Below are 14,067 nucleotides of genomic sequence, written 5' to 3'. Positions count from 1 at the left end.
TGCATACCCAGATCGAAAGTCCAGGCATGTCCAAAACCCCCAGCCCCTGCATTGATGTCTGCAAATTCCGCCGTGGCGGGCATTGCATCGGGTGTTCCATGACCAAAGACCAGAAGGCGATGTATAAATCTCTGGACAAGGACGGCCACCGGACAGCCTTTATAGAGATGTTGATCGCCCAGCAGGAGGTGATGGGAAAGTTTTCTGCCTGGCGCCCTGCCTATATAGGTAAGTGCATGAAAAAGGGCGTGAAACCGCCCCTTGGCCTTGGCAAAGCCGTCAAGAAGGTGGCCTGAACCGGCCTGAACGCAAAACCCCCGAACCATATATGTCCGGGGCTTTTTCGGTGCTGGGCGGGCGAGGCGCTTTTTCGATACAGCGCGCACGCAAACCGGTGTCGGCGGGCGCCCGGCCTGCAATCACTTCAGATGGGCGCGCAGAATCCAGGCAAATTTCTCATGCACCTGCCCGCGTGCAATGCACAGATCTTCGGTCAGCGTATCGCCATGATCAGCGGCCAACTGGCCCGCTTCGGCCAATGTCGCCGCCAAGGTTTCCTGCGCCGCCTGCAACGCGCCGACCATTGCGGCAGCATCTGCATGGCCATCATGTTCATCCACTTTCGAGCGGCCGATCATCGCCGAAAGCTGCCCCAGGGCATGCCCGTCCAGCGCCTTGATTCGCTCGGCCAGATCATCCTGCGCAACGAAATGGTCTTCATAGATTTCCTGAAACAGCGCATGCAGCGGGCCAAACCCCATGCCGGTCACGTTCCAATGAAAATTCTGTGCCAGCATCGTGGTCACCGCTGTCTCAGACAGGCCCTGGGTAAGCGCCTCGACAATGGCCTCTTGTGCGGTGGGGCTCATCTGGGCTGCGGGTTGGGTCATCTTTTCTATCCTCTCATCAGATCAGGGCGGGCTGGCGCATGGCTGGCTGGCGATGCACCCTATTTAGAGCCATTCTAAAAACTGTCGAGAGGAAATGTCAAAAAAACTGCTTTCAGACGCAGTTTTTTTCGCCATCCCCCGTCCCGTCTTCACGGGCTGTTGCCAAACCATGGGCCAAAAACGCCACCTGTCGCCTTGCATATCGGGGAATGCGGCGACCAATCAGAAACGTCAGACTGTCATGGTCCCCCGCGCGCGCCCGGGTCAGAAGCTGCAGCAGCCAGGCTTCATCAAACGAAATCTGCGAATCGCCGGGGGCATAAAGCGTAAGCCCCCTTGGCAGCAGATCCGGCAAGGCGCGAAACAGGGCCTGCGCATAGGCCAAAGCGGCCTGTTCACCGGACAGGCTGAGAACGGCACAGGCCTGGAACAGATCGCTTCGCCGCATCACCCGGCAACGGGCACCGGCAACGCGCAGCCAGGCAAGCTCCGCACGATCCACCTCGGCATTGCGGGTCTTCGGACAGGGGGCCGTCAGGTCGGCGGCAGGGGTCAAATGAGCAAGCATCACGATCTTCCGGACTATATCTGACTATTATTATCAGATAATATATCTCCGGCAAGACGCAAGCCTGTCGCAGTGGCGTCTCACGTTCAAACCATGGTGAACCGGCTTGATGCCCCGCAGCTTTGCCCCGGCAGCGCTGCGCCTCCCGGCTTGGGTCAGAAAAACACCAGCCATTGCCGGATCACAAACCCCTCCAGCCCGAGGATTGCGATAAAGCCAAACCGTGCCCCCCACTGGACATACCGTCGCCACAGCACCGCAGCGCATATCGCCGAGAGCAGACCTTCCAGCGGCGCCACATATCGCGCGCCGTGATGACTGTCCCAATAACTGATCGGGCTTTCAAAAACCCAGGAGGTCAGCGGCCAGAAATGCGACCGCCCATCATCATGATGGAGCGCAAAATCAGTCACCAGATGCAGCAACGCGGCCCCTGCCAGCGCCACAACCCAGGCCCGTTTCAGCCAAAGACCAAGCCCGAAGACGAGGCCCCAGACCAGCATTGAATTGTCGATGGCAAAGACATGCTGCCACGCCTCGGAGTAATACAGCTCCCCGAACACCACCTGTGGCGGGATTTCCAGCAGGATCAGCGAAACCCCGGCCATCAGATACAGCGACAGATCGGGCAACAGCCCCCCGATCAGCGCGGCGGTGGTGGTATGGCGCCGCTCAGGGTCACCAAAGACAGCCGCGCCAAGCAGAAGATGCGCAGGCGTGTTCATCTTCAGGCCCTGTCCGGGTCATCTGCCGGGCGCATGGCCCTAGCCGATTTTCGGCAGCAGACTGTCAAGCGAGGCCTTCGCATCGCCATAGAACATCCGCGTATTCTCCTTGAAGAACAGCGGATTTTCGATCCCGGAATAGCCGGTGCCCTGACCGCGTTTCGACACAAACACCTGTTTTGCCTTCCAGCATTCCAGAACCGGCATGCCCGCGATGGGGCTGTTCGGGTCATCCTGTGCCGCCGGGTTCACAATGTCATTGGACCCGATGACAATCGCCACATCCGTATCCGGGAAATCCTCGTTGATCTCATCCATTTCCATCACGATGTCATAGGGCACCTTGGCCTCGGCCAGCAGCACATTCATATGCCCCGGCAACCGGCCCGCAACCGGATGGATCGCAAAGCGCACGGTCTTGCCCGATGCGCGCAGCTTGCGGGTCAACTCGCTGACCGATTGCTGCGCCTGCGCCACCGCCATGCCATAGCCCGGAATGATGATGATGCTGTCCGCCTCGTTCAGGGCGGTGGCCACACCATCGGCGTCAATGGCAACCTGCTCCCCCTCGATCTCCTGCGCGGGGCCGGTTGTGCCACCAAACCCCCCAAGGATGACCGAGACAAAATTCCGGTTCATCGCCTTGCACATGATATAGCTGAGAATGGCCCCCGATGACCCGACCAGCGCACCGGTGACGATCAGCAGGTCATTGCCAAGCGTAAAGCCGATCGCCGCCGCCGCCCAGCCCGAATAGCTGTTCAGCATCGACACAACCACCGGCATATCCGCGCCCCCGATCCCCATGATCAGATGCCAGCCGATGAACCCCGCAATCGCGGTGACCAGAACCATCGTCCACACGCCGGAACCGCCCAGATACATAAGCCCAAGCACCAGACAAAGCGCCAGCGCGGCGGCATTCAGCATGTGACCACCCGGCAGTTTTGTCGGCTTGCCATCGACACGGCCCGCCAGTTTGCCAAAGGCCACCACCGACCCGGTGAAGGTCACAGCGCCGATAAAGATGCCCAGAAAAACCTCAACCCTCAGAATGGAGATCTCGACAGCATCCTTATACCAAAGCTTGGTTCCGAACCCGGTCAGATCCGCATCGCTCAGACTGACCCCGCTTTCACGCAGCGCGGTCACAGCGCCCAGCATCACATCCGCATTCAGACCGATGAAAACCGCTGCCAGCCCCACAAAACTGTGCAGGGCTGCCACCAGTTGCGGCATCTCGGTCATCTGGACCTTGCCTGCCACGTAATACCCCGCCACGGATCCGCCCGCGACCGCGATCAGGATCAGAAAGATATTCGACACCCCGGGCCCGAAAATCGTGGCGATCACCGCCAGCGCCATGCCGACGATCCCGTACCAGATGGCGCGCTTGGCGCTTTCCTGGTTCGACAACCCGCCAAGCGCCAGAATGAAGAGAACAGATGCCGCGATATAAGCGGCCGAGACGATACCAATGCTCATGACCCCGTCCCCCTCAGGATTTCTGGAACATGGCGAGCATCCGGCGTGTCACCAGAAAGCCCCCCACAATATTGATGGATGCAATCAGCACCGAGACAAAAGACAACAGGCCCACCAGCCAGCTGACCGATCCGATCTGCAACAGCGCGCCCACAATCACGATGCCGGAAATGGCATTGGTGATCGCCATCAGCGGCGTGTGCAGCGCGTGGCTGACATTCCAGATCACCTGGAAACCGATGAAACAGGCCAGGGCGAAAACGATGAAATGCTGCATGAAACTGGCCGGCGCATAGGCCCCGATCACCAGCATCAAAAGCGCACCGCCTGCCAACAGCCCGACCTGAAACCTTGTCTGGGACTGGAAGGCCTCCATCTCGGCGGCGCGTCTTTCCTCGGCCGTCAATTCGCGCGCGGCCTCTGCTTTCGGCTGTGCCGCGATGGCGGCCACTTTCGGCGGCGGCGGCGGGAAGGTGACCTCGCTGTCATACACGACGGTCGCGCCACGGATCACATCATCTTCCATATCATGATGGACCACACCGTCTTTCTCCGGCGTCAGATCGGTCATCATATGACGGATATTGGTGGCATAAAGCGTCGAGGATTGCGCCGCCATCCGGCTTGGGAAATCCGTATAGCCCACAATCGTGACGCCATTATCGCTGGTGATCTTCTCATCGGTCACCGTCAATTCGCAATTGCCGCCACGCTCTGCCGCCAGATCGACAATCACCGATCCGGGTTTCATCATCTCGACCATATCGCGGGTCCAGAGCACGGGCGCATCCCGGCCCGGGATCAGGGCGGTGGTGATCACAATATCCATATCCGGGGCCAGTTCGCGGAACCTGGCCAGTTGCGCCTCACGGAATTCCGGGCTTGACGGCGCGGCATAGCCGCCGGTGGCGGCCCCGTCCTGCTGCTCGTCAAAATCGAGGAACACAAACTCCGCCCCCATTGATTCAATCTGTTCCGCTGTCTCGGGGCGCACATCAAACGCATAGGTGATCGCCCCCAGAGAGGTGGAGGTGCCCACCGCGGCCAGCCCCGCCACGCCCGCGCCAATGACCAGCACCTTGGCCGGCGGCACCTTGCCCGCAGCGGTGATCTGCCCGGTGAAGAAACGACCGAAATGATTGCCCGCCTCGATCACCGCGCGATAGCCCGTGATATTCGCCATCGAGCTCAGCGCATCCATCTTCTGCGCCCGGCTGATCCGCGGCACCATATCCATCGCGATGACATGGGCGCCTTTGGATCTGGTCAGGTCCATCAGCGCGTCATTCTGCCCGGGATAGAAGAACGAGATCAGCAATTTTCCCTTGGTCAGCCGTTTGGCTTCGGTCTCGGTCGGGGGGCGCACCTTGGCAATGATATCAACGGCTTTCCAAAGACCTGCCGGCGTTTTGATGATCTCGACCCCGGCGGCCTTATATGCCGCATCGGAAAAGCCGGCCGCCAGACCGGCACCGCTTTCAATCGCGCACTCATAGCCCAGCTTTTGCAGCTGAACGGCAGAGTCCGGTGTCATCGCAACCCGCGATTCCCCCGCTTCAACCTCTTTCGGAGCGCCTATTTTCACGTCCATCCCCTCTTCTCGCCGCAGATTGCCGAACCCCGGTTTACCAACTTGTCAAATCTTGCACAACGGGCTGCCCACGCGACAGATAATGTCTCAAAACCGCACCCGCCCCGCAGGTCAGGTTTTCCCTTGCGCATAAACAGGGCAAGCCCCCGGAAAAGTCCAGCGCCATGACAGTCATTGCGTCAAAAGGCGAAGGCAATATCAGGGGGTCTTGCACGCCGGACCCGGTCGGGTAGCATCACCAGATGGCCATGAAGGACGGCAACATGACGGAACATCAGGGACGCCACGCGCTGGTCACCGGCGGCGGCACCGGCATCGGGCTGGGCATCGCCCGGGCCCTGGCCGAGGCAGGGGCCGAGGTCACCATCACCGGTCGCAATATTTCCAGATTGGAAGAGGTCGCAGAGGCCCACCCGCGCCTGCATCCGCTGCAGATGGACGTGAGTGATGAACCCTCTGTCCGGCAGGGCATCGCCAGCGCGGCCAGGGCCCATGGCCCGGTCGCCATCTGCGTGGCCAATGCAGGTATTGCCGAGCCCATGCCCTTCGCCCGGATCACACTGGATCACTGGCGGAAAACCATGACAACCAATCTTGACGGGGCCTTCCTGACCCTTCAGGCAGCGCTGGCCACGCTTGGACCCGAAGATTGGGGCCGGATGATCGGCGTCAGCTCAATCGCAGGGGTGCGCGGGCTTGAAAACGCCATCGCCTATACCGCGTCGAAACACGCCCTGATCGGTATCATGCGCGGCCTGTCCGAGGAATACAGACCCTCCAACATCACCTTCAACGCGCTCTGCCCCGGTTATGTGGATACGCCGATTGTCGCCCGGAACGCCCATGACATCGCCACCCGCCTCGGCATGACCGAGGCCGAAGCCCGCGCCTATCTGGCCGGGGGCAACCGCCACAAAACCCTCCTGGACACCGATGAGATCACCGGCGCGGCAATCTGGCTCTGCTCGGACTCCGCGCGCAGCGTCAATGGCCAGACCATCCAGATCGCAGGTGGTCAGGTCGCCTGACCCGCATGGCTTCTTCTTGTCGCAAATACGCCCGCCGGAGGCACCTACCCCCACCACGACCCTGACCGCCGCCCCAAATACCGCACGCCCGCCACGCTCCCATGGCAATGCGGGATGCGGAGGGCTCCCGCAGGGGGCATGACGCGGCCCGCCACCCCTCAAACACATCATTGGCTGCTCTCCACACGCCATAAACGGATGGATCTGCGCATCTGCGTCACCCGGGCGTCACGGTCAGCGTCACCAGATCGGTCAATGGCACATTCAATGCCTGCATCGCCGCCAGCGATATCTGGCTGCCTGCGCCGGGATCTCCCGCAATCGGGATCAGAGTCAGTTGCACCGAAGCCCCGTTTTGCGCGGTCACCAGGCCCTGCTGTTCACTGCTCACCAACGGCGTGCGCAGCCAGAGGCCCGGGTCGCCCGGGTCGCCCAGACTGGCAATCGTCTCACCTGCACGGTCACGGCCCGGGTCTGGCACTGCGGATGTCTCTGCCACAGGGATATCCGGCACAGGGTCTGCACCGGATTCGATTGAAGGCCCCGAAACGCCCCCCTGAAACAGCCCGTCAGCACATGCCGACAGGCCCAAAACAAGCATGGCGGACAGGATGATATGGGCGGCATGGGTCATGAAGTTCAGATTACGACATTGCACCCGCGCTTCAATACCCCGATCACGACTTGCGGCGGTCCTTTGCCGAGCATAGCTTCTGACCCATGGACAAACCCGCCCCCCTGATCGACCCTTTCGCCCGCGCCATTGACTATCTGCGTGTCTCGGTCACCGATCGCTGCGATTTCCGCTGCGTCTATTGCATGTCGGAAAACATGACCTTCCTGCCGAAGAAAGAACTGCTGACGCTTGAGGAACTTGACCGGATCTGCACCAGCTTCATCCATCTTGGCGTAAAGAAACTGCGCATCACCGGGGGGGAGCCGCTGGTCCGCCGGGATATCATGACCTTCTTCCGCGCCATGACCCGGCATCTGGACAGCGGCGCCCTGTCGGAACTGACCCTGACCACCAATGGCAGCCAACTGGCGCGCTTTGCCGGTGACCTCTATGCCGCCGGGATGCGGCGGATCAACGTCTCGCTTGATACGCTGGACGAAACCAAATTCGCCGCGATCACCCGCTGGGGCCGCCTGCAACAGGTTCTGGGCGGCATCGACGCGGCACAAAAAGCCGGCCTGCGGGTAAAGATCAACGCGGTGGCCCTGCAAGGCTTCAACGAGGATGAGTTGTTCACCCTGCAGGACTGGTGCGCCACCCGCGATATGGACCTCACCTTTATCGAGGTGATGCCGATGGGGGATCTGGGCAATGAGGATCGCCTTGGCCAATACTGGTCGCTCAGCGATCTGCGTGCCCGGCTTGCGGAACGCTTCACCCTGATCGACCTGACCGAGCGTACAGGCGGCCCCGCACGCTATGTGCAATTGCAGGAAACCGGGCAGAAAATCGGCTTCATCACACCGCTGACCCATAATTTCTGCGAAAGCTGCAACCGGGTGCGGCTGACCTGCACGGGGGATCTCTATATGTGCCTCGGGCAGGAGGATATGGCCGATCTGCGCAGCCCCTTGCGCGCCTCAAAAGACGACATCCTCCTGCAAACCGCGATCCGCACCGCGATTGCCCGCAAACCCAAAGGTCATGATTTCGACTATTCCCGCCAGAAAGTGGATGGCCAGGTCTCCCGCCATATGAGCCATACGGGCGGGTAACGCGTTTTCTGAAAGATTTTATAGCTGAGCGACAGCGCCCTGCCCTTGTTGTTCTCAGTTGTCTTCTGACGCCCTGCCCAGATCGCGAAGGGGCACCACAAGCGGCAGGTCGGTGCCCGGTCGGTCCAGGACCTGGCAGTCTATGTCGAACACCGCGCGGATCATTGATTCGGTCAACACCTCGGCCACTGTCCCTTCGGCCTTGATCACGCCGTCGCGGAACAGAACGATCCGGTCAGCCACGCTTGCAGCCATGTTGAGATCATGAAGTACGATGACCACCGTCTTGCCCGCCTCTTGCGTCAGGCGCCGGACCAGGGCCAGCACGCTGAGGGCATGGGCGATATCAAGATGGTTCGTCGGCTCATCCAGAAAGATCGCCGGGGCCTCCTGCGCGACCACCATGGCCAGCCAGGCGCGTTGCAACTGACCACCGGAAAGCGACCCGATGGGCCGGTCGGCCAGATCTGTCAGATCGGTCGCATGGATCGCCCCGGCAATGGCGGCCTGATCCGCAGGCGACAGCGGCGAAAAGGCCCTGCGATGGCTGTACCGGCCAAGCGCCACCAGATCAGATACCCGCATCTCCTCAGGGGCCGAGGGGGCCTGACCGAGAATGGCAATCTCCCGCGCCAGCGCCTTTGCATCCCATCCGGGCAGCGGCGCCTGATCCAGCAGAACCTGCCCCCTACTCAGGGGCAGCATCCCGCGCATCGCCTTCAAAACCGTGGATTTGCCACAACCATTCGGGCCGCAAAGCGCCGTCACCCGGCCTTTCGGAATGCTCAGCGACAAATCGCGGAACACCAGCGCATCGCCATAACCGATTGCGGCCCCGGCAACGGTGATCAAAGGCGCGGGTATCGGTTCAGACGGGTCTTCAAACATGGATACGGCCTTGTCGGATCAGGAGAAACAGGAAATAGGGCGCGCCGATCAGTGCGGTCACCGCCCCGGCAGGAACTTCGACAGGCTGAAAGGCCGCACGTACAATCAGATCGGCCGCAATCAGCATGCCCGCCCCGATCAGCGCCGCACCCGCCATCTGCGGCAGGGCATTGGTGCCGAAAAGCAGCCGCGCGGCATGGGGCGCGATCAGGCCCACAAACCCGATACCGCCCACCACACTGACCGCGGCGGCGGTCATCAGAACCGACAGGATCAGGGCCGTGACCCGGGTTCCGGTCACCCGCAGACCGGTTGATTGCGCGCTTTGATCGTCAAGGCGCAACTGATCAAGCGGGCGTATCAGCCAAAGCAGCACGGGCAATACAGCAGCCCAGGCCAGGCTCAGCAGGGTCACATCCCACCAATCGGCCGTATGAACCGACCCGGCAAGCCAGATCAGCGCCTGCGAGGCGCGATACACAGGCCCGGCGATGATCATCAGCACGACGATGGCATTGGCCAATGCGGCCAGCGCGACGCCATAAAGCAGCAATCGCATGGGCGAGACGGCATCCCGATACGCCAATATCCCGACCATCAGCGCAAAAACCGTGGCACCCGTCACGGCCGCCAAAGGTTGCCAATGTACGGATACGACAAGCGCGTTTGCCTCATCCGAGAAGGCAAGAAAGAACACCAGCACACCAACCGCCGCACCATCCACGACCCCCAGAACCGAAGGTGCGGCCAACGGGTTGCGGGTGGCCCGTTGCAAAAGCAGCCCGGCGATTGCGAAGGCCCCCCCCGCCAGGGCCGCCAGCAGAACACGCGGCAAGCGGATATTCCAAAGGATGATCCCGTCTGCCCGGCTGCCCGCGCCAAAAAGCGCGGCAAAAACCCGATCCGGCGGCATGAAGGAACTGCCGATGGCCACGGCCAGAATGGCGATGGCCCCCACGGCCAGCGGCAGCGATATAGATGCGGCGCGGATCATGATACCCGAATACGGTTTCGCCGCAGCAAGACCAGCAAAAGCGGCACCCCGACCAGCGCCGTCACCGCGCTGACCGGGGCCTCGGTCGGGTAGAGGATGAACCGGGCCATCAGATCGGCGGACAGGCCCAGCATCACCCCGAAGATCAGGCTGAGCGGGATGAGATGCCGATGGGTTTCGGCCCCTGCAAGCCGCGCCAGATGTGGCGCCACCAGCCCCACAAAGGCAACCGGCCCGGCCAGAGCCACCGACAGCCCCGACAGAAGCGCGGCAATCGCCAGAACCCCGAACCGCAGCCTGAACACAGGCACGCCAAGGCTTTGCGCGGTGGCATCATCGGTCCGCAACACATCCAGCGCCGCCGAAAGGGCCAGGGCAATCAGGGTGCCCGCAGCAAGCCCGGCCAGCACCACCCAAAGCCCGGTCAGTGGGCGATCCGCAAAAGACCCGGAAAGCCAGAACAGCAATTCCTCCAGCACGGATTCATTCATCAGGATCAACACCTGCATTGCAGAGATCAGCAGCGCCGCCACCGTGACACCCGCCAGAAGCAACTGGATCGGGGACAGCCCGCCACCGGCGGAAAAGGCCAGCCCAAAAACCAGCGCCGCGGCCAGCAGCGCGCCCAGACCGGCACAGAGCGCGATACTGCCAAAACCGGCCCCGGGGGACAGGGTGATCAGCATGACCACCGCAAAGGCGGCACCGGCATTCACACCCAGAAGCCCGGGCTCGGCAATCGGATTGCGTGTGACACTTTGCATAAGAAGCCCGGCCAGTCCAAGGGCCGCGCCCACAATGATCGCCAGCGCCATACGCGGCACCCGCAGGTCGCGGATGATCACATCGGTTGCGCTGTCCCCGCCTGCGGTCAATGCGGTCCAGACCTGCACAGGCGCATAGGCCCGAACGCCCAGATGCAACCCAAGAACGGCAAGACCAAAACAGGTGACAAGAACGGCAGGAAACGCGACACGCATGGGTCCACCTTGCAAATCCGGCGAAATTAGTAAATCTGTTTTCTGACAAAAACTGTCAGATTCTTTCGACTTCCACGACCAATAAGGACAACCGATATGCGTGCGATTTTGACAAGTTTAACCCTGTTGATCGGTCTGGTCCCGATGGCCTGGGCCGACACGGTCACCCATGCGATGGGAGAAACCGAGGTTCCTGACACTCCACAACGGGTTGTGGTACTGACCAATGAGGGAACCGAGGCCGTCCTGGCAATGGGTGTCACGCCGGTGGGCGCCGCCAATTCCTGGCTTGGCGATCCCTGGTATCCGCATATCACCGGGACCATGGACGGCGTGGAACCGCTGGGCCGTGAAAGCGCAATCAATCTTGAGCTTCTGGCTGCGCTTGAGCCGGATCTGATCCTGGGCAACAAGCAGCGCCATGAAGAGATTTACGAACAGCTGACCGCCATTGCCCCTACGGTTCTTTCAGAACGGCTGCGCGGCGACTGGCGGGTCAATCTTGAGATTTATGCCGCTGCGCTTGACCGGCAGGACGAGGGTGCTGCGCTGCTGGCAGAGTATGATGCAGAGGTCGCGGCACTCTCGGATGCGCTTGGCGGGTCCCTTCAGGAGGAAGTGTCGGTCATCCGGTTTCTTGCCGGCAATATCCGCATCTATCAGCTAGACAGTTTCTCAGGCGTGATCCTCAGCGATCTTGGTTTTGCCCGCCCGGCAAATCAGAATGTACCTGAATTCGCCCTGCGCGTGGGCCGCGAAAGCATCCCCGACATGGATGGCGACCGGATTGTCCATTTCACCTATGACAATGGAAACGGCGAAGGCGATGCCGCCGCTGCCGAGGCGCTGTCCGATCCGCTCTGGCAGGGCCTGTCGGCGGTACAGGCAGGCCGGGTTCATGGTGTTGATGATGCGATCTGGAACACCGCCGGCGGGGTTATTGCGGCCCGCCTGATGCTTGAGGATATTGCCGAAATCTACGGCATTGAGTGATTTTCGCGGGCCGTGCCTGCGTCACCTGCGAAAATTGACCACCAGCGCTGCGCGGGACTATCCCGGGCGGCGCTGCTGCGTTTGTGCAAGGGGCCATGAAACGGGCCGCACCATCGCTGCCGCAGGTCAGAACTTTGGATGTTTTCTGTCGCGTTCCTGCGTCTTCGGCAGTTTTCTGACCGTCAAATCACCTGCACCCCTGGCGTCTCATCCCGCATCATCCCGCAATACCCCTTGGCAAGTAGCGCAATCCACCAGCCACCATGACCCTTACCTGAAGGAGGCCCCCTTGCGCATGACCGGGCCCCATGTCACCACCCATCCATGGTGTACGATTTCCTGATTGTCGGCGGCGGCATCGCGGGCATTTCCACCGCCGCAGAGCTTGGCAAACTTGGCTCGGTCCTGTTGCTGGAGGCCGAAGATGCGCTAGCCTATCACGCCTCGGGCCGGTCTGCCGCGCTGTTCGAGGCCCAATATGGCCATCCGGTCACGGTTGCGCTGAACATCGCCTCGCAGGACCATCACATGCATGCCAATGGCGGCGTGCTGTCCCCCCGTGGCCTGATGTTTGTGGCCAGCGCCACCGAGGCGGAGATATTTGCCCGGGATGTGGCCCGGCTGCACCTGACTGAGATCACCCCGGAGGAAGCCCGCCGCCTGATCCCGATCCTCGACCCCTATCATCTGGCCATGGCCGCCCATCACGATGGCGCCTGGGATATCGACACGGATCGTCTGATACAGAATTACCTGCGCGAGCTGCGCGGGAATGGCGGACAGGTCCAGACCGGTGAGAAAGTGACCGGGATCACCCATAATCCGGGCCTCTGGCATGTGTCTACAGGCACCGGAGCATATGAGGCCCGTCTGCTGGTCAATGCCGCCGGGGCCTGGGCTGACCATGTCGCCGTGCTGGCCGGGGTCCATCCCTTGGGGCTGAAACCGCTGCGCCGGTCCATGGCGCGGATGCCGGCCCCGGGCGGGCATGATGTGTCGGCCTGGCCGATGCTGATCGGCGCTGGCGAAACCTGGTATGCCAAACCCGATGCGGGCGGATGGATCGTCTCCCCGGCCGAGGAAGACCCGGCAGAGCCCCATGATGCCTGGGCCGATGACATGGTGCTGGCCGAGGGCATTGCCCGCTACCAGCCTTTCGTGACCGAAGAGGTGACACGCATCACCGCGACCTGGGCAGGGTTGCGCACCTTCGCGCCTGATCGGTGTCTGGCTCTGGGTCCTGCGCCCGACAAGCCCGATTTCTTCTGGGTCGCGGGTCAGGGCGGGTACGGGTTTCAGACCGCGCCCGCGGCCTCCCGTCTGGTGGCCGATCTGGTTGCGGGGCGGGCACCGGAACTGCCCGCAGACACGGTGGCCGGTCTTGTCCCCGCGCGCTTTTCATGACCGATGACGCCCCAGCCCTGCCCGAAGGCGCGATATCGGCCCCCGCCGCCCTGCGCAACCGCGCGGCCATCCTGTCGGTCCTGACCCGGATCGCCCCGGCGCAAGGCCGGGCGCTGGAAATCGCCTCGGGCAGCGGCGAACATGTCATTGCCTTCGCCCCGGCCATGTCCGGGCTGGTCTGGCAACCCACCGACCCGGACCCGGACCGGCGCGCCTCGATCGCGGCCTGGTCGGCTGAGGCCCCTGCACCCAATCTTCTGCCGCCTCTGGCGCTTGATGCCTGCACGCCGGGCTGGTCGAAAACCCATGGCCCGGTGGAGCTGATCGTTCTGGTCAATCTGATCCATCTGATCCCGGACGCGGATACAGGCGTTCTTATGTCAGAAATAGCTGGTGCCCTTGCGCCCGGCGGCATCGCCGCGCTTTACGGCCCGTTTCTGCGCGATGGCGTGGCCACCTCGCAAGGGGATGCGGATTTCCATGACAGCCTGCGCGCCGAAAACCCGGCCATCGGCTATAAGGATGTGATCGACATTGCCGCCAAGCTGACCCGTCACGGGCTGCATCTTTTCGAAACGGTCGAACTGCCCGCCAACAACCTGATGCTCTGCGCCGAACGTCCCGCTTGACCCGGGTCAGGGCGACCGCATCCGATGTCCTGCAAGCTTCGGCCCGAAGCTATCCACAGGAAAGAAGATAGCGCGGATCTGGGCGGATAAATGTGAGGCTTGTATCGGCATATATGTGGAAACCCTGATCCCGGCGGGAAGAAACTGCCGATGTCCTCTGT

Annotated in this window: 15 protein-coding genes; 6 read left to right on the top strand and 9 right to left on the bottom strand. The window is 61.9% G+C overall.

What is annotated here, in order from left to right:
* Positions 1–26: 26 nt before the first annotated feature.
* The gene (locus tag E2K80_RS14315; RefSeq protein ID WP_135375612.1) at positions 27–296 is read left to right on the top strand and encodes a DUF1289 domain-containing protein; all 270 of its coding nucleotides are present in this window, start codon (positions 27–29) and stop codon (positions 294–296) included.
* Positions 297–419: 123 nt separating this feature from the next.
* Here the strand turns inward: E2K80_RS14315 and E2K80_RS14310 are convergent, their stop codons facing one another.
* The 5 genes from E2K80_RS14310 to E2K80_RS14290 all read right to left on the bottom strand — a co-directional run bounded on the left by E2K80_RS14310 (position 420) and on the right by E2K80_RS14290 (position 5,253).
* Positions 420–890, bottom strand: coding sequence for a Dps family protein (locus E2K80_RS14310; protein ID WP_135375611.1), 471 nt, complete (start codon positions 888–890; stop codon positions 420–422).
* A gap of 112 nt (positions 891–1,002) precedes the next feature.
* A complete protein-coding gene (locus E2K80_RS14305) occupies positions 1,003–1,458 on the bottom strand; it encodes a hypothetical protein (RefSeq protein WP_135375610.1) in 456 nt (151 codons plus the stop codon).
* Positions 1,459–1,613: 155 nt separating this feature from the next.
* Positions 1,614–2,183, bottom strand: coding sequence for a cobalamin biosynthesis protein CobQ (locus E2K80_RS14300; protein WP_135375609.1), 570 nt, complete (start codon positions 2,181–2,183; stop codon positions 1,614–1,616).
* A 39-nt stretch (positions 2,184–2,222) separates the two neighbouring features.
* The gene (locus E2K80_RS14295) at positions 2,223–3,668 is read right to left on the bottom strand and encodes an NAD(P)(+) transhydrogenase (Re/Si-specific) subunit beta (protein WP_135375608.1); all 1,446 of its coding nucleotides are present in this window, start codon (positions 3,666–3,668) and stop codon (positions 2,223–2,225) included.
* A 13-nt stretch (positions 3,669–3,681) separates the two neighbouring features.
* A complete protein-coding gene (locus E2K80_RS14290; protein ID WP_135375607.1) occupies positions 3,682–5,253 on the bottom strand; it encodes a Re/Si-specific NAD(P)(+) transhydrogenase subunit alpha in 1,572 nt (523 codons plus the stop codon).
* Positions 5,254–5,501: 248 nt separating this feature from the next.
* Here E2K80_RS14290 and E2K80_RS14285 point away from each other — a divergent pair, with 248 nt between their 5' ends.
* Positions 5,502–6,287: an SDR family NAD(P)-dependent oxidoreductase gene (locus E2K80_RS14285; protein ID WP_443216533.1), complete on the top strand. Its 786-nt coding sequence runs from the start codon at positions 5,502–5,504 to the stop codon at positions 6,285–6,287.
* Between the two features lie 217 nt (positions 6,288–6,504).
* On the opposite strand, the gene E2K80_RS14280 is transcribed toward E2K80_RS14285, so the two are convergent.
* Positions 6,505–6,921, bottom strand: a complete 417-nt coding sequence (locus tag E2K80_RS14280; RefSeq protein ID WP_238475550.1) for a hypothetical protein — start codon at positions 6,919–6,921, stop codon at positions 6,505–6,507.
* Positions 6,922–7,007: 86 nt separating this feature from the next.
* On the opposite strand from E2K80_RS14280, the gene moaA reads away from it, so the two are divergent.
* Positions 7,008–8,018: a GTP 3',8-cyclase MoaA gene (moaA, locus tag E2K80_RS14275; RefSeq protein ID WP_135375606.1), complete on the top strand. Its 1,011-nt coding sequence runs from the start codon at positions 7,008–7,010 to the stop codon at positions 8,016–8,018.
* A 54-nt stretch (positions 8,019–8,072) separates the two neighbouring features.
* On the opposite strand, the gene E2K80_RS14270 is transcribed toward moaA, so the two are convergent.
* From E2K80_RS14270 to E2K80_RS14260, 3 genes are read right to left on the bottom strand one after another with little or no spacing between them, the layout of a single operon-like run.
* Complete coding sequence (locus E2K80_RS14270) at positions 8,073–8,906, bottom strand: ABC transporter ATP-binding protein (protein WP_238475549.1); 834 nt, start codon at positions 8,904–8,906, stop codon at positions 8,073–8,075.
* A complete protein-coding gene (locus tag E2K80_RS14265; RefSeq protein WP_168193201.1) occupies positions 8,899–9,900 on the bottom strand; it encodes a FecCD family ABC transporter permease in 1,002 nt (333 codons plus the stop codon). Before E2K80_RS14265 ends, E2K80_RS14270 begins: the two co-directional genes overlap by 8 nt.
* Positions 9,897–10,880 (bottom strand): FecCD family ABC transporter permease, encoded by a 984-nt coding sequence (locus tag E2K80_RS14260; protein ID WP_135375605.1) that lies wholly within the window; start codon positions 10,878–10,880, stop codon positions 9,897–9,899. Before E2K80_RS14260 ends, E2K80_RS14265 begins: the two co-directional genes overlap by 4 nt.
* A gap of 96 nt (positions 10,881–10,976) precedes the next feature.
* Between E2K80_RS14260 and E2K80_RS14255 the strand changes: the two genes are divergently transcribed.
* From E2K80_RS14255 to E2K80_RS14245, 3 genes are all read left to right on the top strand, one after another.
* The gene (locus E2K80_RS14255) at positions 10,977–11,873 is read left to right on the top strand and encodes an ABC transporter substrate-binding protein (RefSeq protein WP_135375604.1); all 897 of its coding nucleotides are present in this window, start codon (positions 10,977–10,979) and stop codon (positions 11,871–11,873) included.
* Positions 11,874–12,197: 324 nt separating this feature from the next.
* A complete protein-coding gene (locus E2K80_RS14250) occupies positions 12,198–13,277 on the top strand; it encodes an NAD(P)/FAD-dependent oxidoreductase (protein ID WP_135375603.1) in 1,080 nt (359 codons plus the stop codon).
* The gene (locus E2K80_RS14245; RefSeq protein WP_135375602.1) at positions 13,274–13,906 is read left to right on the top strand and encodes a DUF938 domain-containing protein; all 633 of its coding nucleotides are present in this window, start codon (positions 13,274–13,276) and stop codon (positions 13,904–13,906) included. Before E2K80_RS14250 ends, E2K80_RS14245 begins: the two co-directional genes overlap by 4 nt.
* Positions 13,907–14,067 lie beyond the last annotated feature (161 nt).

It is taken from the genome of Rhodophyticola sp. CCM32 (assembly GCF_004751985.1).
Taxonomy (GTDB): domain Bacteria; phylum Pseudomonadota; class Alphaproteobacteria; order Rhodobacterales; family Rhodobacteraceae; genus Rhodophyticola.
The sequence above is the reverse complement of the archived record's forward strand: the minus strand, read 5'-3'. Positions and strand labels throughout refer to the sequence as shown.

Bases quoted from the DNA above. Each gene is read 5' to 3' on its own strand.
- E2K80_RS14285 (WP_443216533.1), top strand. From the start codon at position 5,502: ATGGCCATGAAGGACGGCAACATGACGGAACATCAGGGACGCCACGCG.
- E2K80_RS14260 (WP_135375605.1), bottom strand. From the start codon at position 10,880: ATGCGTGTCGCGTTTCCTGCCGTTCTTGTCACCTGTTTTGGTCTTGCC.
- E2K80_RS14295 (WP_135375608.1), bottom strand. From the start codon at position 3,668: ATGAGCATTGGTATCGTCTCGGCCGCTTATATCGCGGCATCTGTTCTC.
- E2K80_RS14280 (WP_238475550.1), bottom strand. From the start codon at position 6,921: ATGACCCATGCCGCCCATATCATCCTGTCCGCCATGCTTGTTTTGGGC.
- E2K80_RS14245 (WP_135375602.1), top strand. From the start codon at position 13,274: ATGACCGATGACGCCCCAGCCCTGCCCGAAGGCGCGATATCGGCCCCC.
- E2K80_RS14250 (WP_135375603.1), top strand. From the start codon at position 12,198: ATGGTGTACGATTTCCTGATTGTCGGCGGCGGCATCGCGGGCATTTCC.
- E2K80_RS14305 (WP_135375610.1), bottom strand. From the start codon at position 1,458: ATGCTTGCTCATTTGACCCCTGCCGCCGACCTGACGGCCCCCTGTCCG.
- moaA (WP_135375606.1), top strand. From the start codon at position 7,008: ATGGACAAACCCGCCCCCCTGATCGACCCTTTCGCCCGCGCCATTGAC.
- E2K80_RS14265 (WP_168193201.1), bottom strand. From the start codon at position 9,900: ATGATCCGCGCCGCATCTATATCGCTGCCGCTGGCCGTGGGGGCCATC.
- E2K80_RS14310 (WP_135375611.1), bottom strand. From the start codon at position 890: ATGACCCAACCCGCAGCCCAGATGAGCCCCACCGCACAAGAGGCCATT.
- E2K80_RS14300 (WP_135375609.1), bottom strand. From the start codon at position 2,183: ATGAACACGCCTGCGCATCTTCTGCTTGGCGCGGCTGTCTTTGGTGAC.
- E2K80_RS14270 (WP_238475549.1), bottom strand. From the start codon at position 8,906: ATGTTTGAAGACCCGTCTGAACCGATACCCGCGCCTTTGATCACCGTT.
- E2K80_RS14255 (WP_135375604.1), top strand. From the start codon at position 10,977: ATGCGTGCGATTTTGACAAGTTTAACCCTGTTGATCGGTCTGGTCCCG.
- E2K80_RS14315 (WP_135375612.1), top strand. From the start codon at position 27: ATGTCCAAAACCCCCAGCCCCTGCATTGATGTCTGCAAATTCCGCCGT.